Raw genomic sequence first — 24940 nt, forward strand, 5'->3', positions numbered from 1 at the left:
ATATGTCTGGTAGAAGTGTTCTTAGGCGTATCGATTGGCTTACGGTTCTTTTCTATGTGCTACTAGTAGCCATCGGATGGGTCAACATTTATTCAAGTACCTTTACCGACGCCGACGCCTCGATTTTTAGCTTCTCATCGTCACACGGAAAACAGTTGTTTTTTATCGGGGCCAGTGCGGTTGCCATTTTGATTATCCTGGCGTTGGAAGCCAGTTTTTTCGAACGCTTTTCCAGCATATTCTATATTATTTCAATTGTTTTGTTGTTGGGGCTTTTCCTTTTTGGAAAAACCATCGCGGGCGCTACCTCTTGGTATAATCTAGGGTTCTTCAACCTTCAGCCTTCCGAACTGGCAAAGGTGTGCACCTCCCTCGCTTTGGCCAAGTACCTCAGCGACATACAAACGGACATCAAGCGTGGGAAAGATCAGTTATATGCGTTCCTGATTATTCTTATTCCGGCCATTCTTATCATTCCCCAGCCCGACCCGGGAAGTGCCTTGGTCTTTTTCTCACTCATGTTCGTCTTATTCAGGGAAGGCCTGCCATTGTACTATCTCGGAATCGGTTTCTTGGCCGTTTTAGTATTTATAACCACCCTAATGTTCGGCACTGTCTGGATCAGTATTGCTATCGCCCTTTTACTAGTACTCTTCTTTCTGCTGAAAAAGAAGCGGTTTAAAATGCCTTTGTTACCACTTATTTCCTTTGCAATCATAGCCATTCTTTTCTCGTTGTCGGTCAACTTTGTCTTCAACCATGTTTTTGAACAACGGCACCGTGACAGGTTTAGCCTATGGCTGCGTCTCGAAAAAGATCCCGACAAACTGGAGCAAATTCGCAAAACCATCGGCTACAATACCTACCAGTCTGAAAAAGCCATCGAATCGGGCGGTTTTTTTGGAAAGGGGTTTTTGGAGGGTACCCGCACCAAGGGCGACTTTGTGCCTGAACAACATACCGACTACATCTTTAGTACCGTTGGGGAGGAATGGGGCTTTGTGGGTACTTCCACAGTGGTAGTCCTGTTTACCCTCATGCTCCTGCGTCTGGTATATTTGGCCGAAAGGCAAAAAAATAGCTTTAGTCGTATGTATGGCTATGGGGTCATCTCTATCCTTTTGATACACTATTTCATCAATATCGGAATGGTCATCGGCGTGCTTCCCACTATTGGTATCCCACTTCCCTTTTTTAGTTATGGCGGATCGGGACTTCTCTTTTTTACAGCCTTACTATTCGTCTTCCTAAAACTGGACACCAATCGGTTGAAAGAGGATATATAACAAAACAAGCCGCACGAAACACCAATGCCGGTTGCCCGGTTTAAAATTCCCAACCACTGGTGCTTACCCCGCTTTCAAAGTCAGCCTCCATAGTATCTGGGAACGCTTGAAAAAAATCGATTCCGGTACGCTCCTCAATTTCATCTATTGGCACCAAAAAGCGCTGTAACGGCAGGGAGCTCTCTTTTCCCTCTATCAAAAAAGCAAGGGTCTTTATGGATTCCCGCTTCCCTTTGGCAACTATTTTATAATAGAATCTCGGCACGTCGACATCTTCTTCGCCAATTTCTTCCAATCCGTCCTCCAGAATACCTCCCGTGACCACAAACAATAATCCCTCTTTCTTGGCCCATCGGCGTACCTGCATTTCCAACCTGTTCCAAACGCCTGCATTGAAGTCCCGATCTTGCGGACTAATATTGCTGGTATAGAAGGTTTCGTTATATGCCTGTTCGGAAAACCTACGGTCCCCGGCCGGACATAAATGTCCGCGATCATACCCTGAACCCTTGTAGTTACGCCAATCAGCCGATTTGGTTCTTACCTTGGGATCTTCAATATAATACGGTCTTTTGCGGTCTTCATAGGTAAGATGTTCCTTTTTCAACAGATAGGCCACCCATTCCGCCTGTTCGTGGGGCTCGCTATACGAAAGGGTAAAATGATTGTGGGACACCACCATACCGGTAGTTGAGCTGGGAACGAGATCATCAGGCAGCCGGGTAGCGGAAGTTGCTTCCCCATCGGGAGCGGAATAGGTATCGGGGGTGTAGAAATTTTCGAACCACCAAAAACAGATAGTAAGAATGACCAACAGCACTATGTATACTGTTTTGTTGCGACTCATCCAAAAAAATATCTTCCCAAAATTAACTGATTCAATTGCTCTTTTCCCAATGTTATTCTATAGGCGTAAACACCAAACCGATGGTTTCCGCTACGTGGTGCATAGGAACCCAAAAACTGACCAAACCGTAGGCTCAGAACCCCTAATAACGGCATGCCCTTAAGACAGCCACGAAAGCCATCCGAAAAAGAAATATCCGAAGAATTCATCGTGATAGTTTTTGTAAAAAAAACCGACTGATCCAACGCTTGTTTAAAGGTAACTTTTTATCTTCATCAAAAAAGAAAAAATAGCGATGCTTACTTGGAAAGATATTGTCAATTTTACAGTAAAAGGAAATCCGGCACCCGACAACAGGGTTGAGAAAACGGAGGCCGAATGGCGTGAACTTTTAAGTCCGGAGGAATTCAGGGTAACCCGAAAAAAGGGAACGGAAGCCCCCCATACGGGAGCACTTTGCAGTATCTATGAAGCCGGAAAATACAATTGCGTCTGTTGCGATACACCTTTGTTCGATTCGACCATTAAGTTCGATTCGGGAACGGGCTGGCCCAGTTTTACCCAACCGATCAAAGAGAATGCCATTCGGTACGAAAAGGATGCTTCTTTCGGGATGGTTCGGGTAGAGGTACTTTGTAACACCTGTGATGCGCATTTGGGGCATGTTTTTCCAGACGGACCTAAGCCCAGCGGATTACGTTATTGTATCAATTCCGCTTCGATGCAACTACAAAAGGCAAAAGAACCCAATGAAGAATAATCAATTGGAAGTAGCTACGATGGGTGGTGGATGTTTTTGGTGCACGGAAGCCATTTTTCAAGAAGTAAAGGGGATAGTAAAAGTGGTCTCGGGCTATTCCGGAGGTACTGCTCCGGGGCGACCTACCTATCGGGAAGTTTGCTCTGGACTAACAGGGCATGCCGAAGTGGTCCGGATTACTTACGATCCTGAAAGTATCCCTTACAACGATATACTTAAGATTTTTATGACCACCCATGACCCGACGACCTTAAACCGTCAAGGGGGCGATGTAGGTACGCAGTACCGCTCGGTCATCTATTATCAAAATGCGTTGCAAAAACAAATTGCCGAGGAAATCGTTGAGGAAATGGCTGCGTATTACAGCGACCCCATCGTCACCGAAGTCACAGCCCTAGGTATTTTTTACGAAGCCGAGGACTACCACCAAAACTACTATCGGAATAACAGTTCCCAGGGCTATTGCAATGTGGTCATCAGTCCTAAATTGGCAAAATTGCGAACATTGTATTCGAAAAAGTTAAAAAATGTTTCTGCATAACCAGGGTATCCGTAAAAGCCAAAAAAAGAGCCCGGGTATAAAATCCTGGGCTCTTTTGATATGGAACGATGTCTGGTGTGACTTTAGCCTTTTACACTAGCCAGTTTTCCTTGCTTGATGTTGTTGATTTTTAGGTCTTGTAATACATTGACCGCTTCCTCCACGTAAACATCCTTAGCCAAATTCTTGTGCCAGCGATCTCTTTTTTCCCTTAAAACCGAATCTTGCGTGAATAATTCCTCCTCATACTTCAAGGACTGAAAGGAAAGCTTGTTATCGTACTCTGAGAGCTTTTTAAAGTAGTCGAGCTTTTCCTTATCTTTTTCCTCTTCCGACTTATAATCCTTGTAGTTCAAGGAAATTTTGGTCTCTTCCTGCTCGGCTTTTAACCATTTGGCGTTTTCCTCGATCATAGCGATCTGAGGGTTGCTTGCCATTCTTTTATTACTGTTGGCTACCGTTTGTTCATAATCGATATAACCATTCCACGGCTCATAGTCGGCGGGGGTTATCTTATCCCATTTCAACGGATTGGATTGATCCCGCTCTCCCAAATCGATGTACGAATATTTGTCCGGTACTACCACATCGCTCTTAACGCCCTCTAATTGGGTAGAACCGCCGTTGATGCGATAAAACTTCTGGGTAGTCAACTTGATGGCACCCAGGTCACCATGTTCATTACTTCGTACAATGTTATCCAAAGGGATTACGTTCTGCACCGTGCCCTTTCCGAAGGTCTGCCGACTTCCTATGACCACAGCCCGTTTGTAATCCTGCATGGCGGCCGCCAGTATTTCGGAGGCAGAAGCAGAAAGCTCGTTCACCAAGATGACCAAAGGTCCGTCCCACTGAATGCGCTCGTCCTTGTCTTCGTACACCTCTTTATTCTTCCCGGATGATTGAACCTGCACCACGGGGCCATCCTTGATGAAAAGTCCGGCCATCTCCACAACGGTCTTTAAAGATCCCCCTCCGTTATCACGCAGATCCAAAATCAGGCCTTCAACACCTTCCTCCTTCAATCGCTGTACTTCTTTGGCGACGTCCGTAGCGGCGTTTCGTTCGCTGTAATCGTCAAAATCGACATAAAACTTGGGAAGATTGATCAACCCATATTTTGTGTTATCCTTAATAATATTGGCAGATTTGGCGAAGGACTCTTCCAATTCCACCACATCCCTGGTAAGGGAAATCGTTTCCAAAGACCCGTCGACTTTTCGAACGGTGAGATCTACCACCGTACCTTGGGGTCCTTTAATTAGCTTGATAGCGTCGTCTAAACGCATACCGACAATATTAATCGGCTCTTCGCCGTCTTGACCTACTTTCAATATTTCGTCACCGACTTCCAAACGCTGATCGCGCCATACCGGGCCACCGGATATAATTTCAACGATCTTTGCCCCTTCCGGTTTTTTCTGTAGGCGGGCACCGATTCCCTCGAACTTGCCCGACATGCTCATATCGAACCGTTCCTTATCGTCGGGTGCGAAGTAAAAGGTATGTGGATCAAATTCATCGACAATGGTATTGATATACTGCACAAACCAATCCTTGCGTTCAAGGTCATCTACAAAATCAAAGAACTCGTCCAATGTCTTTCTGGTAGATTCCCTTGCTGATTGTTCGGCCAATTCAGGGGTCATCGGCTTTTCCCCGGCATCCTCTTCAGGAGCATCCACTCGCTTCATCTTTGAATCGTACGTACCCAGTGTGGCATACTTTAACTGCTTTCTCCATCGTTCCTTCAATTCTTCCTTGGAACCGGCAAACGGCATGTTTTCATATTCGATATCAATTGCCTCCCTCAGGGAATAATCGAAAGGCTTGTCCAGTACTTCTTTATAAATTCCTTTAGCATCCTCCATTCGCTGTATTAACCGATCATATACAGCGTTAAAAAAAGTAATCTCGGTATTTTTTATCTGGTCGTCTATCTGAAACTTATATTGCTCGAACTCCGCAATATCTTCCTCTAGAAAATAACGTTTGGTAGGATCGAGCACCTCGATAAAATCCTCAAAAACACTAACGGAAAAATCGTCGTCAATATCTTTGGGTTCGTAGTGTCCTTTTTCCAATACATAGGTGATAAGGTCGAGCAAAAGCTTGTCCTTATCATCATTCTCGAAATTATCCGCGGATTGGTTTGTAAAACTACATGATGCAACCGCTATCAATATTACAAATAGAGCGTAAGCAAGGTTCCTTTTCATTGATCATTTTTTTTAGCTGCAACCCCTTTTTGTAGGTCACGGTATTTATAAAATACTTGTAATCCCCTAAGATACTGAAAAAACCGTGCCATGCTAAGACGCAGGGTTTAATTTTTTGTTAAACGGTACGAAGGTCATATCTTTTTTAAAAACGTACTTTTGCCCAGTAAATTATGTAGAATGGCAAAACCTTTGATATTGGTCACCAATGACGACGGAATTACGGCTCCAGGACTACGATCATTGGTGCGTTTTATGAGCGAATTGGGAGACGTGGTCGTTGTGGCACCGGACAGTCCACAGTCGGGCATGGGCCATGCCATTACGCTCGACAACACCCTTTATTCCACGAGAATGACCTCCCTCGGCGAGGATGGCGCCAAAGAAGAGTATAGCTGTAGCGGGACACCTGCCGATTGCGTGAAACTGGGACTTCAGGAACTATTGGAGCGTAAACCGGACATTTGCGTAAGCGGGATCAACCATGGTTCCAATTCCTCTATCAACGTCATCTACTCCGGTACCATGAGCGCGGCCATCGAAGCTGGTATTGAAGGTATTCCCGCTATCGGATTTTCGTTGTGCGATTACACCTGGAGGGCAGATTTCGAAGCCTCAAAATCATTTGTACAAAAAATTGCAAGCGAAGCGCTTCTGAACGGTATTCCAAAAGGAGTTGTGCTGAATGTAAATATCCCTAAATTGGACAAAGACAACCTTAAAGGGATCAAGGTATGCCGACAGGCAAGGGCAAACTGGAAGGAGAAATTCGATAAACGTACCAACCCAATGGGAAAGGACTATTATTGGCTTACGGGAGAGTTCGAATTGCTCGACAAGGGCGAGGACACCGACGAATGGGCGTTGGCCAACGGCTATATTTCCGTTGTACCTACCCAATTTGACCTTACGGCACACCACAGCATACAACAAATCAATACTTGGAACCTGAATGAATAAAAAAGAAGTGATTATCGGTATCGCCGTAGGCCTTATTGCGAACACCTTCGGTACCCTCTTGTACATTTTGCTATTTTCCGAGTTTGGAATCGTAGAGACCTATCAAGCGGCCGTACAGCAAGGGCATGTAGGCAGTCTTCTGGCATTGGGCGCGATATTGAATTTGGTCGCCTTCTTTGGTTTCTTACGGATAAAAAGGGATGAAAGGGCCAAAGGGGTTTTGATAGCGACCTTGCTCACCGCCATGGTGATTCTGTATTATAAGCTATTTCGATAATTCAAACAAGGACCCAAGTTTCAATGGTGGACGTTGGTTTTCCCGTACGTCGTTAGCCATGCTTGGTCTTTGGATGTTGGACATTGGTATTTTAAGTGTATGAAGTATTACATCATCGCAGGGGAAGCATCGGGCGACCTACATGGTTCGAACCTAATAAAAGCCTTAAAAGCCGAAGACGGCGATGCCGTGGTGCGTTGTTGGGGAGGGGATCTAATGCAGGCAGCCGGAGGCACCTTGGTACGACACTATAAGGAAATGGCCTTTATGGGGTTTTTGGAAGTGCTTTTAAACCTACCTACTATTTTTAGAAGCATCCATTTTTGCAAGAAGGATATTGCCTCATTTGATCCCGATGTCATCATTTTTATCGACTATTCGGGTTTTAACCTACGTATTGCCGAATGGGCCAAAAAGAACGGTTATAAAACCAATTATTATATATCTCCCCAAATATGGGCCTCGAGGGAGAAACGTATCGAAAAAATCAAAAGGGATATCGACACCATGTACGTCATCCTACCCTTTGAAAAACAATTTTACGAGCGAAAGCATCAATATCCCGTTCGATTCGTTGGGCATCCCTTGTTGGATGCTCTGGCACAAAAACAGGAGGTTGACCCACAAAAATTCAGGGAAGAAAACCATTTGGATGGCGAAAAGCCTTTGATTGCACTCTTGCCGGGAAGCCGGGAACAAGAAGTCCGGAAAATGCTGAAATTGATGCTTTCCATAATCAAGGACTTTCCGGGGTATGAATTTGTTATCGCCGGGGCTCCCAGTCTTGATCGGGATTTTTATACGCCTTTTCTTGACAATCCGAACGTGGGTTTTGTACTGAACAAGACCTATGATCTGCTTAGCCTCTCCAAAGCCGCATTGGTAACCAGTGGCACCGCCACTTTGGAAACCGCCTTGTTCAAAGTGCCTCAGGTGGTCTGCTACCGGGCCAATTGGATTTCCTATCAGATTGCAAAAAGAATCATCACACTGGACTATATTTCACTGGTCAACCTCATCATGGGAAGGGAAGTGGTAAAAGAGCTCATTCAAACCGATCTCGATACCAAGAACCTACGCTCGGAACTTTCTAAAATTCTTGATGGCACATCAAGACAACGGCAGTTGGAGGCCTATGATGAACTCGAGCGGAAACTTGGTGGGAGCGGCGCCAGTGAAAAAGTAGCACGGCTCATTGTACAAGGTTTATCGTCTTCGTAAATGGCCCCTTAGCGGTTTCATCTTGCACCTATTTAAATTATTTCTTTAATTTTAATCCCCAAAGTACCCGATCGCCCGGGATGATTTCTTTGGTATGCGCACAATCATTTTTGTTTTCATGGTGTTTTTCGTAGTTGGCTGCGGAGCTGTCAAAAAGAAAACCACTTATAGCAAAACCCGGAAAGTTTCCGTGAAAGCTTCCCCGGAAAAAAAACTCGGATCAGGCAATGAAGGGGTATCAAAAATTACCCGGCCGGCAACTACCTCCAAAGCAGACAATATTATCAATACTGCCCTCCAATTTTCCGGTACCCGATATAAATTCGGAGGTACTACAAGGAAGGGCATGGACTGTTCCGGACTACTTTATGTGTCTTTTGGCGAGAATAATGTGCGACTACCGAGAACCTCTTATCACATGGCCGAGGAAGGCCGCCGGATCAAAATAAAAAACGTCGTTAAGGGAGATCTGCTTTTTTTCAGAACCAGCAGACGTGCGAAACGGATCAACCATGTAGGAATGGTGGTCGCCGTTGAAAACGACGATGTCAAATTTATTCATGCCTCCACTTCCCGGGGCGTCATCGTATCTTCTTTGCGGGAAGGCTTTTGGAACAAGGCGTTTGTTAAGGCACAGAGAATTTTGTAATACCTATCGCTTTCAAGAATACTTCTACTAAGCTCTTTGCTCTTTCAGATAAGCTATTCGGCAATTATGATTAAATTGTCGGTAAATACCGAATAGAAACAAGGAAATTACTTCATAAAGTACAATTCCCTTAAAACCCATGCAATAGCCAATGAATCTTCTCAAGTTCGTACCTATCAAAATGACTTTGTTGCTGGTACTGGGAATCCTTTTGGGCCACTATTTTGATTTTGGAGTGCTCGTTCCGTTGACCTTGATGGTTCTCTTTATGCTGATATCCGCCCTGCTTTTTTTTCGACAAAAACAGCCTAATTCCATCCGTTTCGGAGCTGCGGCTGGGATGACGACCATTTGCATCGGTATCTTTGCCATTTCAATGGCACAGCCTAAAAACCTGCCTTCCCACTATACCCATCAAGAGTTCGAGGGAAAGCATACATGGCAATTGAAGATTGGCGAGGTCTTAAAACCGACATCTTTTTCAGAACGGGCCATTGCCAGCGTACAAGCAATCGACGGAAAGAAAGCCGCCGGAACGCTATTGCTCAATTTTTCCATCGATGCCGATACGAAAAAACCCAGGCCGGATGACGAGCTGTTGGTACATGCCACTGTTGAACCTATTTCCGCCCCCCTCAATCCGCACCAATTCGATTATCGGAACTATATGGCCGGATTGGGGGTTGCACACCAACTGCGACTAGAAGCTAGGGAGTACGCTCAAATACACAATGCCTCAAAAACCATCTACGGACGTGCGGCTTCCTTGAGAAGTCACATAAAGGAAAACTTGAAGGAGGCAGGTTTCGGTAAAGAGGAATTGGGCATTATCCAAGCCCTTTTGCTAGGTGAGCGTAACGATATTTCCGCAGAGACCTATAACGACTATAAAAATGCGGGGGCCATCCACATCCTGGCGGTATCGGGCCTGCATATCGGGATTTTGTTATTGCTATTGGAATTTCTGTTCCGACCGTTGGAACGTTTACCAAAAGGTAAAACCATTAAGCTGATTCTCCTAGTGCTATTGCTCTGGGCTTTTGCTTTCTTAGCTGGTTTATCCGCTTCCGTTATTCGGGCTGTTACCATGTTTAGTTTTGTAGCCTATGCCCTGTATCTGAACCGGCCGGGTAATACCTTTAATATTTTAGCATTGAGCATGTTCTTCATCCTTTTGGCGATCGATCCCAAACTACTATTCCAAGTGGGATTTCAGATGAGCTATACAGCAGTTTTCGCCATTATATGGATATATCCATTATTGCAAAAATTGTGGTTGCCAAAGAACAAATTACTGCGCAAAGTTTGGCAATTGCTATCGGTAAGTATCGCTGCCCAACTAGGGGTATTACCGATCAGTCTCTTCTATTTTCACCAGTTTCCCGGGCTTTTCTTTATCTCCAATCTGTTAATAGTACCTTTTTTGGGTGTTATTCTCGGGATAGGTATTTTGACAATCGTTTTATCATTGTTACAGCTATTGCCCAAGTTTTTGGTGACCTCCTATAACGCTTTGATAGGATGGATGAATTGGGTCATTGCCTGGGTAGCCCGGCAAGAAGCATTTATTTTCAAAAACATTTCGTTCGATATGGTGCAACTACTATTTGCCTATATCGCAATCATCGGCATGCTATCATTTTGGTCAAAAGCTACGTTTAAACGGGCGGTCCTTTTCTTGACGGCTGTCATAGCCTTTCAACTTTGGCTGTTTTATACGGGCTATCAATCCTGGGAAAAAGATTCATTTTTAGTGGCCCATCAGACTCGAAACACCCTCTTGTTGCATCGAACCGGGCCACAACTAACCATCATGACAAAAGATAGTAGTAGGTCCGTACGAATCGTAAACGATTACTTGGTTGCGGAACGGGTTACTTCCATCCAATATCGGTCCATCCGAAACAGCCTACGCTGGAAAAATGAAAAGGTATTGCTCGTTGACAGCTTAGGTATTTACCCTAGCACCCAAACGACGGTAGACTATGTTATAATGACCGGTTCGCCCAAATTAAACTTCGAACGCTTGATCGACTCCCTCGAACCCAAAAACATCATCGCCGATGGGAGCAACTACCGAAGCGATATCAATCGTTGGAGAGCAACCTGTGAAAAAAGAAAACTCCCCTTTCACTATACCGGCGAAAAAGGAGCGTATTATTTTAGTACAATCAATCAATGATCGGCAAGTTCAAAGTCCTCGGCTTCCTCATCAGAAATTTTCTTCTCCCCTTCTTCCGCTCCATGTGCCAATCGCTTCAAGGGTTTGAGCATTGCGATGACCAAGAATCCGATCAGAGACCAAATAATAGCTATACCTGTAAAGATTTCAAACTCTCCCAATTCTTGGGAAGCTTGTCCGATCAATCCGGCTACTTTATTCCCCAATCCGGTTGCCGCCCAATAAAGCCCCATAATGATCGATGCATATTTCAGTGGGGCCAACTTGGTAATATAGGATAGGGAAACGGGTGATGCACAAAGTTCACCGATAGTATGAAACAAATAGGCCAATATCAACCAATACATTGCCGAGGACCCGTTATTCTCGTACTGAACCGAGGCAGCGCTCATAAATCCAAAACCGAGTGCCATAATGATGAGACCCACCGCAATCTTGAACATTGAAGAGGATTCTCTTCCTTTTTTGCGCCATTTAAGCCAAAAAGCCCCTACCGCCGTTGCCAATGTGATGATGAAAAATGAGTTTACCGATTGAAATACCGAGGCAGGTATAGTAAACAAACCAAAGAAATTGCGATCTGTTTTTTGTGATGCATATAAGTTCATAAGGCCTCCTGCTTGTTCAAAGGCAGCCCAAAAAAGAATAATCAGCAAAAAGGAAATGAGCAGCACCTTAATTCTATCCTTTTCTATATCGGTGAGGGGTCTATCCAGTATTTCACGGTCTTTTTCATTTTTCCTACTTATCAAATTCCCTACATTAACTAAATACTTTTGACCCCAGACGTATACTGCCTGTCCTATAAACATCCCAATAGCCGCAAGCCCAAAACCATAGTGCCAATTGATGTTTTCACCGACATATCCACAGACAATCGGAGCCAAGAAGCCACCAATATTAATACCCATATAAAAGATGTAAAAACCAAGATCTCTGCGTTCATCTTTGGGGCGATAAAGTCCACCTACCATCGATGAAATATTCGGTTTCAAGCAACCTACCCCGAGGATAATAAATAAGCATCCAAGGTAAAAAGTCATTTCCGAGTTCAGGGCCAAAACGGCATGTCCGATACAAAGTAGTGCCCCACCCAACATAACGGTCTTTTTTTGACCCAACAAACGATCTGCGATCCAGCCACCAGGAATTGAAGAGACATAGACCAGCATAGTATACCATCCATACAACGCCAGAGCCTCGTCATTGGACCAACCGAATCCGGCATTGCTAGAAGTAGTTTCCGCTACAAGAAACAAGGTGAATAATGCCCGCATACCATAATAGGAAAATCGCTCCCACATTTCGGTAAAGAACAATATATAAAGGCCTACCGGGTGACCGAACATTTCCTTTTGATGGGGTGCTTTTTCTACGATTGCCATAAATAATTGGTTTGGTTATAGGTTTTCCTTGATAAAATTGGTCATTTTTGTAAAGAGATGAATACGCGTATTACCGCCATAGATACCGTGATTCTTATCGGGATAAATCGCCCAATCGAACTGTTTGTTGGCCTGTACCAAGGCTTCGATCATCCGCATACTATTTTGAACATGAACGTTGTCGTCCCCAGAACCGTGGATCAATAGATACTTTCCCTTCAACAACTCCGGATAATTAAAGGGCGAATTGTCGTCGTACCCGCTTGGGTTTTCCTCCGGGGTGCGCATAAAACGCTCCGTATAAATGGTGTCGTAAAAACGCCAGCTGGTCACGGGGGCAACGGCAATGGCCATTTCGAAGGTATCGTTACCTTTTAAAATGGAGTTCGTCGCCATATGGCCTCCAAAACTCCAGCCCCAGATTCCGGTTCGTTCCTCATCGATAAAAGGCAGTTCGCTCAGTTGTTTTGCTACGGCTATTTGATCCTCCGTTTCATATTTTACCAAATTCAGATAGGTGACCTTTTTGAAATCCCTCCCTTTGAATCCGGTTCCCCGACCATCGACACAGGCGATAACATAACCTTCCGAAGCCAGCATCTGATGCCAATAATCATTGGCCCCCAGCCATCGGTTCGAGACACTTTGAGAACCAGGACCGCTGTATTGATATAGTAACAGAGGATATTTTTTCGAGTTATCGAAGTCTGTCGGTTTGATCATATACATATTCAAATCGTTCCCGTTGATGGTGATGGTCGAAAATTCCTTCGGATTCATTTGGTAACCTTCCAATTTTGTCAACAACTCCGAATTGTCCTTAATATCTTTTACCTTCTTCCCCGTCAACGCTTGCTGCAGTGTATAGCGATACGGTACGGTAGCACTGGAATACGAATTGATAAAATAGGTAAAATCCGAACTAAAATCGGCAGAATTGACGCCTTCTTCCACCGCTAGTTCCCTTTTGCCCTTTCCATTGCTACGTACGCTATAGACCCCCCTATTGATCGATCCGTTTTCGGTCGATTGATAGTACACCCGATCTTCGTTTTGGTCATAACCATAATAATCGGTTACTTCCCAAGAACCTTTCGTGATCTGATTCTTCAATTTTCCATCTTCGTCATAGAGATAAATGTGGTTGTAACCGTCTTTTTCACTGGTCCAAATGAAACTATCGTCCGCTAAAAATGTGAGATTGTCCGTAACATCCACATAGGCGGCGTCCCTTTCCTCCATCAGCAAGGAAACCGAATTGTCCGTAGCATTTACCGAATGTAGCTTCAAGTGGTTCTGGTGCCGATTAATGGTCTGGACGCTTAAATGGTCTGGATGGTTCCTCCATTTAATACGGGGAATATAATACACATCCCCCAAATCGACTTTGGAAGTGCTGCCGGCTTTCACATCGAACATGTGCAACGTGACGATGGCATTTTCTTCCCCCGCCTTTGGGTATTTGAAAACATAGGGTTTTTGGTAGAGTTCGGTCCCATACACGTCCATGGAAAACTCGGGTACGTTTGTCTCATCAAAACGAAGAAAAGCGATTTTGGTACCGTTGGAATTCCAAGCAAAGGCCTGTACAAATGCGAACTCCTCTTCGTAGACCCAATCGGTCACCCCATTGATAATTTTGTTCTTCACACCATCGGCAGTAATTTGCTTCGTGTCTTTGGAAGCAATATCGAAAAGATACATATTGTTATTCGCGACGTAGGCCACCTGTTTTCCATTGGGCGATAATTCCGGTTCCTGAATTTTGGCGTCGGAAATCTTGGTAAGGCTTTTGGTAGCGATATCATACACGTAATAAACACCTAGGGTAGAGCGCCGAAAGATAGACTCTACCTCGGTGGCCAATAACAGCTTGGACTCGTCTTCGCTAAATTCGTAAGAGGTGAAATTCTGTATTTCGGCCAAATCAGAGGAAGACACTACCGTCTCGACCTTCTGCTGTGTCTCATAATCGTATTTATCTATTGAGCTACTCCCGTTGCCTCGGTCAACGTTCAAAATAGTATACTGCTTTCCGTTTTTCAAGGAACGAAGCGCATCGAGACCTTCGGTACGAAATGTGCCTTGATAGATTTCTTCAATGGTAATTTTTTTCTGTTGGGCGATGAGGTTGCCAAAAATCCCGACTAAAAGGAATAAGAAGAAAGGGAATCTTTTCATTAATGTTAGATATTTATAAAACCTGTCAAGTTTAGTGATAATTTTACGAATAATTAAACTTTACGGATAAAAACACAGGTATTCCAGTACATACCGCTTCACCATATTTAAGCAGCTTTATCATTATCTTTGCCGCCAAAACCCATACCTCATGACCAAACCAGTTGAAGGATTTTCCAAATGGACCAAAGAGGAAAAGATCGATTGGATCGCAGCGCAATATACCTTAGACCCGGAAGCGGCCAAAACCCTTTTGAAAAGCTATTTGAATTCCGATGCCAAACTGCAACAACTGCATGACGAATTCATTGAAAATACAATCACGAATTATTATTTGCCCTTGGGTATTGCTCCCAACTTCTTGATCAACGAGAAACTATATGCCATTCCTATGGCTATCGAGGAAAGTTCCGTGGTGGCAGCAGCCAGTAGGGCCGCTAAGTTTTGGCTGGACCGTGGCGGATTTAAAACGGATGTTCTTGGAACAGAAAAAATTGGACAGGTACACTTCCTATACCAGGGAGATGTGGCCAAACTACGGGCCTTTTTTATTGAAATCAAGGACAAATTGATAGCAGATGCCGCTCCGATTACTAAAAATATGGAAAAGCGCGGTGGTGGAATCATTGGTGTCGAGCTTCGGGACAAGACCTCGGAACTCGAGAATTATTTCCAATTGCATTGCGCTTTTGAGACTTTGGATGCCATGGGGGCCAACTTTATCAACTCGTGTCTAGAGCAATTTGCACAAACCCTCCAAAGGGAAGCCAAGAACTACGATGCCTTTACCGAGGACGAAAGGAACATCGAAGTGGTCATGAGCATTCTTTCCAATTATGTACCCAACTGCTTGGTACGGGCCGAGGTAAGCTGCCCCATTTCGGAATTGACCCTAAAAGCCTCAATTTCTCCAAAGGACTTCGCCAACAAAATGGTGAGGGCCATTGAAATTGCCAAAGTGGAACCCCACAGGGCCGTTACCCATAATAAAGGCATCATGAACGGTATCGATGCCGTGGTACTGGCCACAGGCAATGATTTTCGGGCAGTAGAAGCCGGTATTCATGCCTATGCGGCCAAGGACGGACGGTATTCCAGTTTGACCCACGCCGAGGTGGAGAAAGGGGTTTTCCGCTTCTGGATAGAAATCCCAATGGCATTAGGGACCGTGGGGGGTTTGACCAATCTGCACCCGTTGGTAAAACTGGCCCTGGAAATATTGGGCAATCCATCGGCAAAAGAATTGATGCAAATCGTGGCCGTCGCCGGACTGGCCCAAAACTTCGCGGCGGTGAGTTCATTAGTGACTACCGGAATTCAAGAAGGTCACATGAAAATGCACTTGCTAAACATCCTTAACCAATTGGGAGCAACGGAGTCGGAAAAAAACATCCTTATTACCCATTTTAAAAAAAATACCGTTACCCATAGTGCCGTGGTCGAGGCTTTTGATCAACTCAAAAGTAAGTCATGACGACGGAGTATTACAGCAATGGCAAGTTATTGATCTCCGGAGAGTATGTAATCCTTGATGGCGCGTTGGGCTGGGCCATACCCACAAAATATGGACAATACCTAAGAGTAGAGAAAACCGAATCAGACAAACTGTCCTGGAAAAGTTTGGACCATCTAGGCCAACTTTGGTTCGAAGGAACGTATCGGCTGCCCACGTTTGAACCTATCTCATTTTCCGACCAAGGAATCTCAATGGCATTGCAAACCATATTTTCCTCAGCACGAGGGTTAAACCCCTCTTTTCTTAAAAGAGACAAGGGGTATGAGGTACATACCGAATTAACCTTCCCCAAAGACTGGGGACTGGGCTCCTCTTCTACCTTGATCAACAATATCGCCCAGTGGGTAGGCATCGACCCTTACGAACTACTGAAGAACACCTTCGGAGGCAGTGGATACGACATTGCCTGTGCCAAGCACAATACGCCGCTTTTATATCGTATCGAAAATGGGGTTCCCCACACCAACGAACTGGAATTGAGGCTTCCTTTTCAAGACTCGCTCTATTTTGTTTATCTCAACCAGAAAAAAAATAGCAGGGAGGCCATTTCGGCCTATCGAAAATTGAAAATCGAAACCAGGCTTATCGAACAAATTACCCAAATCACTCGAAAATTAGTGGCAACACTAAATCTTAAAAAGTTCGAAGAACTACTGCTCCGGCATGAACTTTTGCTATCGGAAGCCCTAAAGGTTCCGACCGTTCAGTCCGAATTGTTTGAAGATTACTTTGGGGTAGTTAAAAGTCTCGGCGCTTGGGGCGGGGATTTTGTTCTGGCAACCGGTAATCAGGATTCGCCAGGCTACTTCAAAGAAAAAGGGTACGACGTAGTCATACCCTTTTCCGAAATGCTATTATGACCCTTCTTTAATAAAAGGTGCTTCTCTTATCCTCTATTTCCGCCTTTTCCTTTAAGGCATCGACCACCGCTGTATTCACCTTGCCTACCCTATTGTTTTTAAGGGTATTCGCATAGGTGCTGTAGTTATCGAGCTCAATGGGTTTTTCTTTCTTGGTAACGGTGACCATAAAGACACCCGTGTTGCCTTCCAAAAGATCCGATGTCTCCCCTTCCTCCATGGCAAAAGCAGTTCCTACGACCGCAGGTTCGGAACCGGCTCCGGGTATCGTTGGGGATTTCACCGTCACGGAAGATGCGTTCGCGACACTGACATTGTTGTCTTTCGCAAAATCTTCCATCGATTTTCCTTTATTGGCACCGATAATCTGAGCCGCCTTCCGCTCTTTCCGAAGCTTTGGCAATACGGTCGCCGAGGCATCCTCAACACTTATCAAGCCTTCGTCGTACTTAGCCGTTAACTGAACTACTGCATACCCGCTATTGATATTGAATCGTTTGATTTCGCCCAATTTCGTCTCGGGATTGAAAGCCCATTGCACGATACTGCGTTGGGCATCGAGTCCGGGAAGGTTCTCGTCCATCGCCTTAATTTTGTTTACAGGCCGTACGATATATTCCTTTTCCTTGGCAAAGTCCGAGAATGGGGTATCGGTAGCCATCGACTCCAATTCAAAACTAGTGGCGTCGGTAAAAAGTGTATTGATAGTCTCTTCCGAAGGTTCCACTTCCCTGGCCAAGGTACCTACCTGGACCAAATCGCGCTTATCATCGATCTTTACGATATGGAAGCCGAAATCTGTTTCTACCAATCCGATAGTGCCCACGGGATTATCAAAGGCAAAATCGTTGAACTTTGGGGTCATTACACCTTCCTTGAAATACCCCAGATCTCCGCCGTTGGGTGCCGATGGGCCATCGGAATTATCCCTCGCCAATTCAACGAAAACCGTCCCCGGTTTTTTCGCCTCTATCAACAGTTCCTTGGCTTTTTCGGCTGCTTCCTCCTTAGTTCGGGTTATCTCCGGGTTTGCTCTTTCCGCCCCTTCGTAGGTAATTAGAATATGGCTCGCCTTTACAGTTCCGTTAGGTTTTCTTCCGACCATTTTGGACACCTTGTAGTAATCGCCATCGCGATAAGGGCCGTAGATCTCACCAACTTGTAGGGTCATTAAGGTGTCGGCGAACAAAGGCGGAAGCTCCTTCTTCTCCTTATAAATGGTGTCGAACTTTATATCCGAATTCCTATCCAGGAAATCCCCTATGTCGGTAGTGTTGCGAAAGCCTGAAATCGTATCGTTTTGATCGGTCTGGGGGTTGTACTCTATCGTATCCTCCATCAGTTTGGCAATCTCGTCCTCGATTGCTTTGATATCGGTGTCCGATGGCTTCTCATCGAAATATACAAATTGGATATCCCTGGCCTCCTCTTGCTTGAAGTCTTCCTTATGCTCGTTAATATAGGTTTGGATTTCACTCTTTGTAATGGTAATGGTGCTATCTGGAATGGAGGAATACGGCACGCGCACATATTTCAAATCCATTTTCTCATTGGCCAAACGGTATTCCAACTCACCTTCTTTTAAGGTCGCTCCTTCGCCGGCTTTTACAAGGTTAAAGTAAGTCTGTTCCTTGGCCTGTTGAATTATGGCCTTTTCGGTCTGTAACCAAAGATCGTAGCGCAGGGGTTCGTTTGCCTTCCAATTCGCTACGGCGTTCCTGAACACATTTTCATCGAAAACCCCATCGGCATTTTGAAATTCGGGGCTTTGTGCGTAACCGGTATTTCTTAGAAAATTAATTATCTGGTCTTGTTCAATCGAAACCCCAAGATCCTCGAACTGTTGGTTCAAAATACTGCTGCGTACTTGCTGGTCCCATACTCTATTGACAACCTGCATTGAAGAGGTCCCGGGAGGAGAGCTTCGTTGTGCGGTCTCGACCTGCTGACGAAACTCGTCAATGGATACTTCTTCTCCATTGATTTCCGCAATCGTTGAACCGACCTTACCTCCTGCAAAACCGGTACTGGTAAAAACACCGGATATCACAAATGCGAAAAGCGCCAAACCAATAATCAATATCAAAACGGTGGTGCGCTTTCTTATATTTTCTAAAATTGCCATGATAGGGTATGTTTAAAATCAGTTGGCGAAATTACCACTTTCTTTTCAAATATTAAAGGAGAAAAGAGCAAGTTTGAGAGGGGTTGACGGTTGAAAATCAGAATATAAAAAAGAACCGGTCGCAATCAGTCTTTTTCAATGATTTCCATTGCCACCAAATCAATTTTGGTGTTGGAGACTTCCAGAACGGTAAATCTAAACCGGTCTATTTTTATCTCTGAATTCTGTTCCGGTATTTCACCCGTTTCATTGACGATCAGTCCGCCCAAGGTTTCGTATTCATCGCTTTCCGGGAGTTCCCATTTGTAGGTTTCGTTCAGATAATCGACCTCCAGTCGGGCAGATAGTTTATAGGTATTGCCATTAATCTGTTCCTCGATAAGGTCGGTACTATCGTGTTCATCCTCGATCTCACCAAATAATTCCTCGATGATATCCTCGACCGTCATGATTCCAGAAGTACCCCCGTATTCATCGAGTACTACCGCGATGCTTTTTCGCTTTTTGGCCAGCAAATTCAAAATATCCTGTATCAACATGGTTTCGGGCACAAACTCGACTGGCAGCAAAATACTTTTTATGGTCTTCGGTTTTTTAAATAGTTCATAGGAATGAACATACCCTATGATGTCATCGATGGTATCTTTATAGATGAGTATTTTTGAATAGCCGGTCTCCGTAAACAGCTTCGCAAGGTTTTTGGGGGATTCGTGAATCTCGACCGCCGTAATCTCCGTGCGGGGCACCATGACCTCCCTAGCCTTCACCGCTGCAAACTCCAAGGCATTTTGAAATATCTGTATTTCAGAATCTACCTCATCTTCCTCCTCAACGGTTTCCATTTGTTCGGTAATATAGTCGCCCAGCTCTATTTTGCTAAAAGCCAATTGCACCTCATCGCCATCGGTCTTAAAAAAAACCTTCAGAATAATATCCGACACTTTGATGACAAAGTTGGAAATCAATGAAAAAAGTAGATAAAAAATGTACGCCGGCACGGCAAGCACCTTTAACAGGGTATTTGAATAGATCTGGAACAATACCTTTGGTAAAAATTCCGCGGTCAATAAGATGATGATGGTAGAAATGACGGTTTGCAACAACAGACTAAAATCGGTGCGCAACAAATTTACCAGACTATTGGAAGAAGACATTCCCTGAAACCAGTTCATAAGTAAATCCCCCATATAAAAACCATAGATTACCAGGGCGATATTGTTCCCGATAAGCATGGTCGCGATGAACTTTGAGGGTTTTTCGGTAAGCCGTGTAAGCACGTTGGCCAAAAAGCCATCTTGCTTTTTCTCGATTTCGATGTGAATTCTATTGGCCGATATATAGGCGATTTCCATTCCCGAAAAGAAAGCGGAAAACACTAAGGACAAAATAATGATGATTATCGAAGTTTCCACGATTATTGCTTGCTATCGCGTTGTCGTTTTTCAAATTTTCGTCGATAGTTTCTTCTAAAAATGAACATACCTATAGAGACCACCGCAAAGAATACGAACAAATAGGCATTTTGTCGATCGGTGTTCCAATCGGTATAAATCCGGTAGCAAGAAAAGATTGCAATAATCAAATAAATGTATTCGGTGTATCTTAAAATCTTAATCATTACTTCTCCTCTTTTATAGTCATTAACCCGTAGGTCTTATGGGCATTGAAATAGCTCAGGTCTTTGTTGAAATCCATTCCTTCACCGTCCATGACGGTTCCATCTTCGGGATTGGTGAACCTAAATTTTTCCTGGGTGAAAATCCATTCGTTATCTTGATCATAATATAGCTGAGGTGCCTCCAATTTTTTCCGATCGTGGGTGGTAACCACCACATTTCCCTGTAAATCTATCAAATTTGTAGCGGAGTAGATAATTCCATAATCGGCCACAATCGTATTCCTGTTTCCCTGATCATCGAACAAATCGACCGTTAGCCCCTCAGGAAAAGTCCTATAGGGAAACTGCAGGTTATCGAAATTATTACTGATTGGGCTTGACAAGACGGCGATTACCTTTGACGAATCTACATCGTTGATTTCCATGGTCTCCTTTGCTTCCGTATAGGTTAGTACAAAATTCTCCCCAATACCTTGGGGGAAAATCTTCGGCATGGCCTCATCCCCTACGCGTTCGTAACCGTCTTTACAGGAAAAAAAAAGCATCGCCAAAAATAATGTGGCAATGCTTCCTAAATAATATTTTCTTTTTTGGGCCATTCTATAAACTCGGCACCTTCACGCTACCACCGACCCAACAACTAAAGGTAACGGTTTTACCCGCCATGTTTTCGGTAAAAATCATCTCTTTGGTAGGGGCCCTTTGTGAGTAACTGGCAGCCGATTGGTTGGCCTTTGAGCTCAATGAGGGGTCTACACGACCTGCTTTACGAGCCATATCGGCCGCTTTCCAATAAATGGCACGCTTCTCAAAAGAGGTGTTTCCACAAGCGTTGGCACTGCTAGCATATAAGTTGGCAATCAACAAGTACGCTTTCCCGTTCGCAGGGTTGGCATCAATTGCCTTTTGAGCATATGTCCTAGCGGTAGATTTGCTACCGACCCTTCTATAGAGCGTGGCTACCTTATAAGCGATATTCGACTTCTTATAGGAATCGGTTTCCAGTTCCAAGGCTTTGTTAAAATCCGCCACCGCACCTTTGGTGTCACCTGATTTTTGTTTCAAGGTACCACCGTACACGTAGGCGTCTGCAGACGGGTCAAGCGCCAACTGGGCCTCGAACAACTTTTTAAACATCGGGTCATCGGTACATTCCTTCTCAAACATTCTACCTACTGCACGCTTTACCCAAGTGATGTCTCCCTTTCTTTCCTCGAAGTTCTTCTGATATAAAGGAATCAAGTTATCGCACTCGGCCAGTTGCCCCAATTTAGTATCAATACTACCGGCAATTTTACCATAATTCTCGGAATAACTATTGTAGGACTTTAGAAGCTTTTTTTCCTTGGAGGTCAAGGTACCCGCCTCCTCTTTAGGTAGCAACTTCGCAATCTTATCGGTTAACTTTTTGTTTTCCTCTTCGATCTTCTCAGTTACATCGTCATATACATCGAACACTTCCTGAAGTTCCTTTTTGCCCGATGCGTTTAAATCTACCAGACTTGAAAAATAAAGATATAACGCTTTCGGATTTGTAAAATTCTCCTTGTCTTTCTCAAAAGCATTATCCAAGGCGTCATATATTTCGCTATCGGAAATCATTTTGTTGTCGTACTTCATCAGGACCTTGTCGATTTCCACATCGGCCATTTTGGTCTTCTTAGGGAAATATTTCATGCTGTTGTCATACAAGGCCAGCAAATCGTTGATGAAAACGTCTTTTTCAGAACCGCTTGATTTATCTATCTTGTCCTTGAGAATCCGTTCACCATATACAAAGGTGGCCCTGTTTAAATCTGGACATTCGTCATACACCATCTTCCAAGGCGCGTAGGCCGCATCGTAGTTTTTTACTTTGGCATGTTCCACAAAGATGGAAAGGTTCGTGGTACATTCCGGATTTTGGGCCTGGACATTGCTTACTCCAATACACCCTAAGAGCATAATTGCCGTGATGTAGAGATTCTTTTTCATTTGTTCAGTATTTAAAGTGGTTAATGTACTAAATTTATTTAATTTATTTTTCGCTTTCGGAACCAAAGATCGTTAAAAGAGAATCCCAGGTTGATTTTCAGATAGCTTTCCTCTATCAAATCCGCGGAGGTCGTTCCCCTTCTTCCCAGCTCAAAACCAAGGTTTAAATTGGAGAGTTCCCTTCCCAGTGGTAGTCCAACTCCAAAAGTTATGCCAAAATTATTAATTTCCCTGTTATTCACCAGCATCCCGGTCCGATCATACCGTATCCCGGCCCTGTAAACAATTCTCTTGTAATACCCGCTAAACGCATCATAATCAGGTATGAAAAACCCTCCGAAAGAGAAGGTACTGGCATCTTCATAGACCAAATTATCATCCTCTAGGAATTCGTTCGAGAACGAACTCAATCCTTGAAAACTGTATTCGGCCCCCAAGAACCATTTCCGCTCTTCCCCGTAACCCAGTCCCAAAGTGGCAGTCGTTGGGATTTTCAAATCCGTATTCCGTTGGCCAACCGTATCCAAATTAACATCGATCGTCTCGATAGGCTGCTCCGCCGATACCAGGAAAGACCCAATTTGTCTCGTATTTTTCGAAGTCAGGTTCGCTTGGGTGTTTACTCTGGTGGAGACAAACAACGTATGCTTTTCGGTAATTTTGGGAGTGTAATATAAGGCATAGTTAAAGTCGAGTCCGTTTACTTTGGAGGTCCTTAAGTCCCTTGTGCCAAACTGTACGTTTTCCACGGTTTGAATTCTACGGCTTTCGAGATTGCCAAAATTAAAGTTGGCAGTGACTCCGATGCTCAGATCCTTCCAAAGCGCATATCCTGCAGAGAAATAAACCCTGTTAAGGCCCCCTTCCCCGGTAAATTCGTTTACGACCTGGGCATTATCCGAATTGACACTTTCTGAGACCAAATTATATCCCACGGAAGTGAAAGGGGCAATACCGAAACCTATCCCGAAGCCTTTCCCCAAACTAAAACCTAAGGATAGATAGTCTAGATTCGTAGTGGACGTGCTCTGTTCCTCCGTGAAGCTTTTAAGTTGTACTTGTTTGTTAGATACACCAGCGGCGTAATTCGCCAATCCGGCCCTGTTGTTCAGCGCAACACCCAATCTACTGTAAGCGGCTGGATTCTGTAAGTTTATATGTATACTATCACCATATACGCCGATCGACCCCATCATTTGGTTTTCCACCGTTCCAAAGGATCGGGCATCACCGATGCCAAAATAAGAATACGGGGAAACGGTGCCGTCCTGGGCATAAAGTCCTGTAGCTGTTAGACATACTACAGCGATAATAAGATTTTTAACCATTTATTGCTTGTTGTATTCCAATAAATAATTCAACCCAGACAGGAGAAAATTGGAATCCGCAAATATGGTATTTTTTAATCGTTTTGACAAAAATTGGGCATCACCCCCTGTTAAAATAACTGTTAAATCTGTGAAACGCGATTTATACCGGTTGATAAACCCGTCAATCTCATGGCAAAGACCGTTGATTACGCCGCTATGAATACTATTTTCCGTAGCATTCCCAATAAAGTCGGGGATTTCTTCCGGCGTTAACAGAGGGAGTCTTGCAGTCTGTCGGTGAAGCGCTTTATAGCGCATTTGCAGTCCAGGGGAAATAGCCCCCCCCAGGTATTCGCCATAATCATTTACCATGTCATAGGTAACGCAGGTGCCCGCATCGATGACCAAGGTATTGCCCAAGTGGTTATGATAAAAGGCGGCGGTCGCCAGCGCAATACGATCGGCACCTAGGGTCTGCGGGGTGGCGTAGGAGTTTTTAAAGGGCGTCTTCGTCTTTGGGCTCAACTGATGCAGCTTGCAATATATAGATAGCAAAGCCACTACTTTCGGGTCTAAGCTATTGACGGAAGATAGGATGGCCCACTCAATTTTGGGATATAGGTCGCATACTTCCTTTACCGTCAAAACCACCTCGGCCAACTTGGTCTCCTTGTGAAAAATAATATCCTCACTATCAAAGACAGCATACTTGACATAGGTGTTCCCGGCATCAATAATCAGGTTCATAATACAAAGATCATAAAACGTGCAATAACCCGATTGGCTTTTTTCACTTTTTTTGTTTGTATATCGCAAATTTGAAATTATATTTGCTGCCCTATTGATATTGGTACCTTAGCTCAGTTGGTAGAGCAACGGACTGAAAATCCGTGTGTCCCTGGTTCGATTCCTGGAGGTACCACTTGAAACCCTGCATATGCGGGGTTTTTTGTTTTATCGAAATATGCATTTTCTTTATATACTATACAGCAAGAAAACCGATGGCTATTACATCGGCGAGACACGTGA

At 44.3% G+C, this 24940-nt stretch carries 22 protein-coding genes and 1 tRNA gene; 11 read left to right on the plus strand and 12 right to left on the minus strand.

All coding sequences use genetic code 11. The annotated features are described in order from the left end of the window. Nucleotides 1-2: 2 nt before the first annotated feature. Nucleotides 3-1286, plus strand: a complete 1284-nt coding sequence (rodA, locus tag FK220_RS19305; RefSeq protein ID WP_152576003.1) for a rod shape-determining protein RodA — start codon at nt 3-5, stop codon at nt 1284-1286. Nucleotides 1287-1326: 40 nt separating this feature from the next. Here the strand turns inward: rodA and FK220_RS19310 are convergent, their stop codons facing one another. Continuing rightward, on the minus strand, nt 1327-2133 hold the full coding sequence (locus FK220_RS19310; protein WP_152576004.1) for a DNA/RNA non-specific endonuclease: 807 nt from the start codon (nt 2131-2133) through the stop codon (nt 1327-1329). Then, entirely contained in the window at nt 2130-2342 is a 213-nt protein-coding gene (locus tag FK220_RS19315) for a hypothetical protein (protein WP_152576005.1), read from the minus strand. The genes FK220_RS19310 and FK220_RS19315 overlap by 4 nt, the downstream gene beginning before the upstream one ends. 86 nt (nt 2343-2428) lie before the next feature. Between FK220_RS19315 and msrB the strand changes: the two genes are divergently transcribed. Together msrB and msrA are read left to right on the plus strand one after the other, a co-directional pair. Next, nucleotides 2429-2893, plus strand: a complete 465-nt coding sequence (gene msrB / locus FK220_RS19320; protein WP_152576006.1) for a peptide-methionine (R)-S-oxide reductase MsrB — start codon at nt 2429-2431, stop codon at nt 2891-2893. Further along, nucleotides 2883-3434 carry a peptide-methionine (S)-S-oxide reductase MsrA gene (gene msrA, locus FK220_RS19325; RefSeq protein ID WP_152576007.1) on the plus strand — a complete coding sequence of 184 codons (552 nt, stop codon included), beginning with the start codon at nt 2883-2885 and terminating at the stop codon, nt 3432-3434. The genes msrB and msrA overlap by 11 nt, the downstream gene beginning before the upstream one ends. Nucleotides 3435-3517: 83 nt before the next feature. Here msrA and FK220_RS19330 read toward each other — a convergent pair whose 3' ends face one another. Beyond that, nucleotides 3518-5653 carry a carboxy terminal-processing peptidase gene (locus FK220_RS19330; protein ID WP_152576008.1) on the minus strand — a complete coding sequence of 712 codons (2136 nt, stop codon included), beginning with the start codon at nt 5651-5653 and terminating at the stop codon, nt 3518-3520. A gap of 180 nt (nt 5654-5833) precedes the next feature. Here FK220_RS19330 and surE point away from each other — a divergent pair, with 180 nt between their 5' ends. The 5 genes from surE to FK220_RS19355 all read left to right on the plus strand — a co-directional run bounded on the left by surE (nt 5834) and on the right by FK220_RS19355 (nt 10942). After that, entirely contained in the window at nt 5834-6613 is a 780-nt protein-coding gene (gene surE / locus FK220_RS19335) for a 5'/3'-nucleotidase SurE (protein ID WP_152576009.1), read from the plus strand. Then, nucleotides 6606-6890 (plus strand): hypothetical protein, encoded by a 285-nt coding sequence (locus tag FK220_RS19340; RefSeq protein ID WP_152576010.1) that lies wholly within the window; start codon nt 6606-6608, stop codon nt 6888-6890. Before surE ends, FK220_RS19340 begins: the two co-directional genes overlap by 8 nt. Nucleotides 6891-6989: 99 nt before the next feature. Then, complete coding sequence (gene lpxB, locus FK220_RS19345; RefSeq protein ID WP_152576011.1) at nt 6990-8111, plus strand: lipid-A-disaccharide synthase; 1122 nt, start codon at nt 6990-6992, stop codon at nt 8109-8111. A 94-nt stretch (nt 8112-8205) separates the two neighbouring features. After that, the gene (locus FK220_RS19350; RefSeq protein WP_152576012.1) at nt 8206-8760 is read left to right on the plus strand and encodes a C40 family peptidase; all 555 of its coding nucleotides are present in this window, start codon (nt 8206-8208) and stop codon (nt 8758-8760) included. A 151-nt stretch (nt 8761-8911) separates the two neighbouring features. After that, nucleotides 8912-10942 carry a ComEC/Rec2 family competence protein gene (locus FK220_RS19355; protein ID WP_152576013.1) on the plus strand — a complete coding sequence of 677 codons (2031 nt, stop codon included), beginning with the start codon at nt 8912-8914 and terminating at the stop codon, nt 10940-10942. On the opposite strand, the gene FK220_RS19360 is transcribed toward FK220_RS19355, so the two are convergent. Continuing rightward, nucleotides 10936-12327, minus strand: coding sequence for a peptide MFS transporter (locus FK220_RS19360; RefSeq protein ID WP_152576014.1), 1392 nt, complete (start codon nt 12325-12327; stop codon nt 10936-10938). The two genes, FK220_RS19355 and FK220_RS19360, sit on opposite strands and share 7 nt — an antisense overlap. Before the next feature lie 15 nt (nt 12328-12342). Beyond that, nucleotides 12343-14508, minus strand: coding sequence for a S9 family peptidase (locus FK220_RS19365; protein WP_152576015.1), 2166 nt, complete (start codon nt 14506-14508; stop codon nt 12343-12345). Nucleotides 14509-14611: 103 nt separating this feature from the next. Here FK220_RS19365 and FK220_RS19370 point away from each other — a divergent pair, with 103 nt between their 5' ends. Then, complete coding sequence (locus tag FK220_RS19370; RefSeq protein WP_317168351.1) at nt 14612-15982, plus strand: hydroxymethylglutaryl-CoA reductase, degradative; 1371 nt, start codon at nt 14612-14614, stop codon at nt 15980-15982. Next, nucleotides 15979-16884, plus strand: coding sequence for a GYDIA family GHMP kinase (locus tag FK220_RS19375; protein ID WP_152576017.1), 906 nt, complete (start codon nt 15979-15981; stop codon nt 16882-16884). The genes FK220_RS19370 and FK220_RS19375 overlap by 4 nt, the downstream gene beginning before the upstream one ends. Nucleotides 16885-16891: 7 nt before the next feature. Here the strand turns inward: FK220_RS19375 and FK220_RS19380 are convergent, their stop codons facing one another. The 7 genes from FK220_RS19380 to FK220_RS19410 all read right to left on the minus strand — a co-directional run bounded on the left by FK220_RS19380 (nt 16892) and on the right by FK220_RS19410 (nt 24658). Next, a complete protein-coding gene (locus tag FK220_RS19380) occupies nt 16892-19009 on the minus strand; it encodes a peptidylprolyl isomerase (protein WP_152576018.1) in 2118 nt (705 codons plus the stop codon). Nucleotides 19010-19134: 125 nt separating this feature from the next. Then, nucleotides 19135-20421, minus strand: coding sequence for a hemolysin family protein (locus FK220_RS19385; protein WP_152576019.1), 1287 nt, complete (start codon nt 20419-20421; stop codon nt 19135-19137). A gap of 2 nt (nt 20422-20423) precedes the next feature. Then, the gene (locus FK220_RS19390) at nt 20424-20627 is read right to left on the minus strand and encodes a hypothetical protein (protein ID WP_152576020.1); all 204 of its coding nucleotides are present in this window, start codon (nt 20625-20627) and stop codon (nt 20424-20426) included. After that, entirely contained in the window at nt 20627-21226 is a 600-nt protein-coding gene (gene lptC / locus FK220_RS19395) for an LPS export ABC transporter periplasmic protein LptC (RefSeq protein ID WP_152576021.1), read from the minus strand. The genes FK220_RS19390 and lptC overlap by 1 nt, the downstream gene beginning before the upstream one ends. 1 nt (nt 21227) lies before the next feature. Continuing rightward, nucleotides 21228-22601 carry a tetratricopeptide repeat protein gene (locus tag FK220_RS19400; RefSeq protein ID WP_152576022.1) on the minus strand — a complete coding sequence of 458 codons (1374 nt, stop codon included), beginning with the start codon at nt 22599-22601 and terminating at the stop codon, nt 21228-21230. Nucleotides 22602-22639: 38 nt separating this feature from the next. Beyond that, nucleotides 22640-23929 carry a hypothetical protein gene (locus FK220_RS19405; RefSeq protein ID WP_152576023.1) on the minus strand — a complete coding sequence of 430 codons (1290 nt, stop codon included), beginning with the start codon at nt 23927-23929 and terminating at the stop codon, nt 22640-22642. Beyond that, the gene (locus FK220_RS19410) at nt 23930-24658 is read right to left on the minus strand and encodes a type III pantothenate kinase (RefSeq protein WP_152576024.1); all 729 of its coding nucleotides are present in this window, start codon (nt 24656-24658) and stop codon (nt 23930-23932) included. It lies immediately after the preceding gene. 102 nt (nt 24659-24760) lie between these two features. On the opposite strand from FK220_RS19410, the gene FK220_RS19415 reads away from it, so the two are divergent. After that, nucleotides 24761-24833 (plus strand) — tRNA-Phe (locus FK220_RS19415). Nucleotides 24834-24940: the final 107 nt, after the last annotated feature.

Origin of the sequence: Pelagihabitans pacificus (assembly GCF_009371985.2) — a bacterium.
GTDB classification, from domain to species: Bacteria; Bacteroidota; Bacteroidia; order Flavobacteriales; family Flavobacteriaceae; genus Pelagihabitans; species Pelagihabitans pacificus.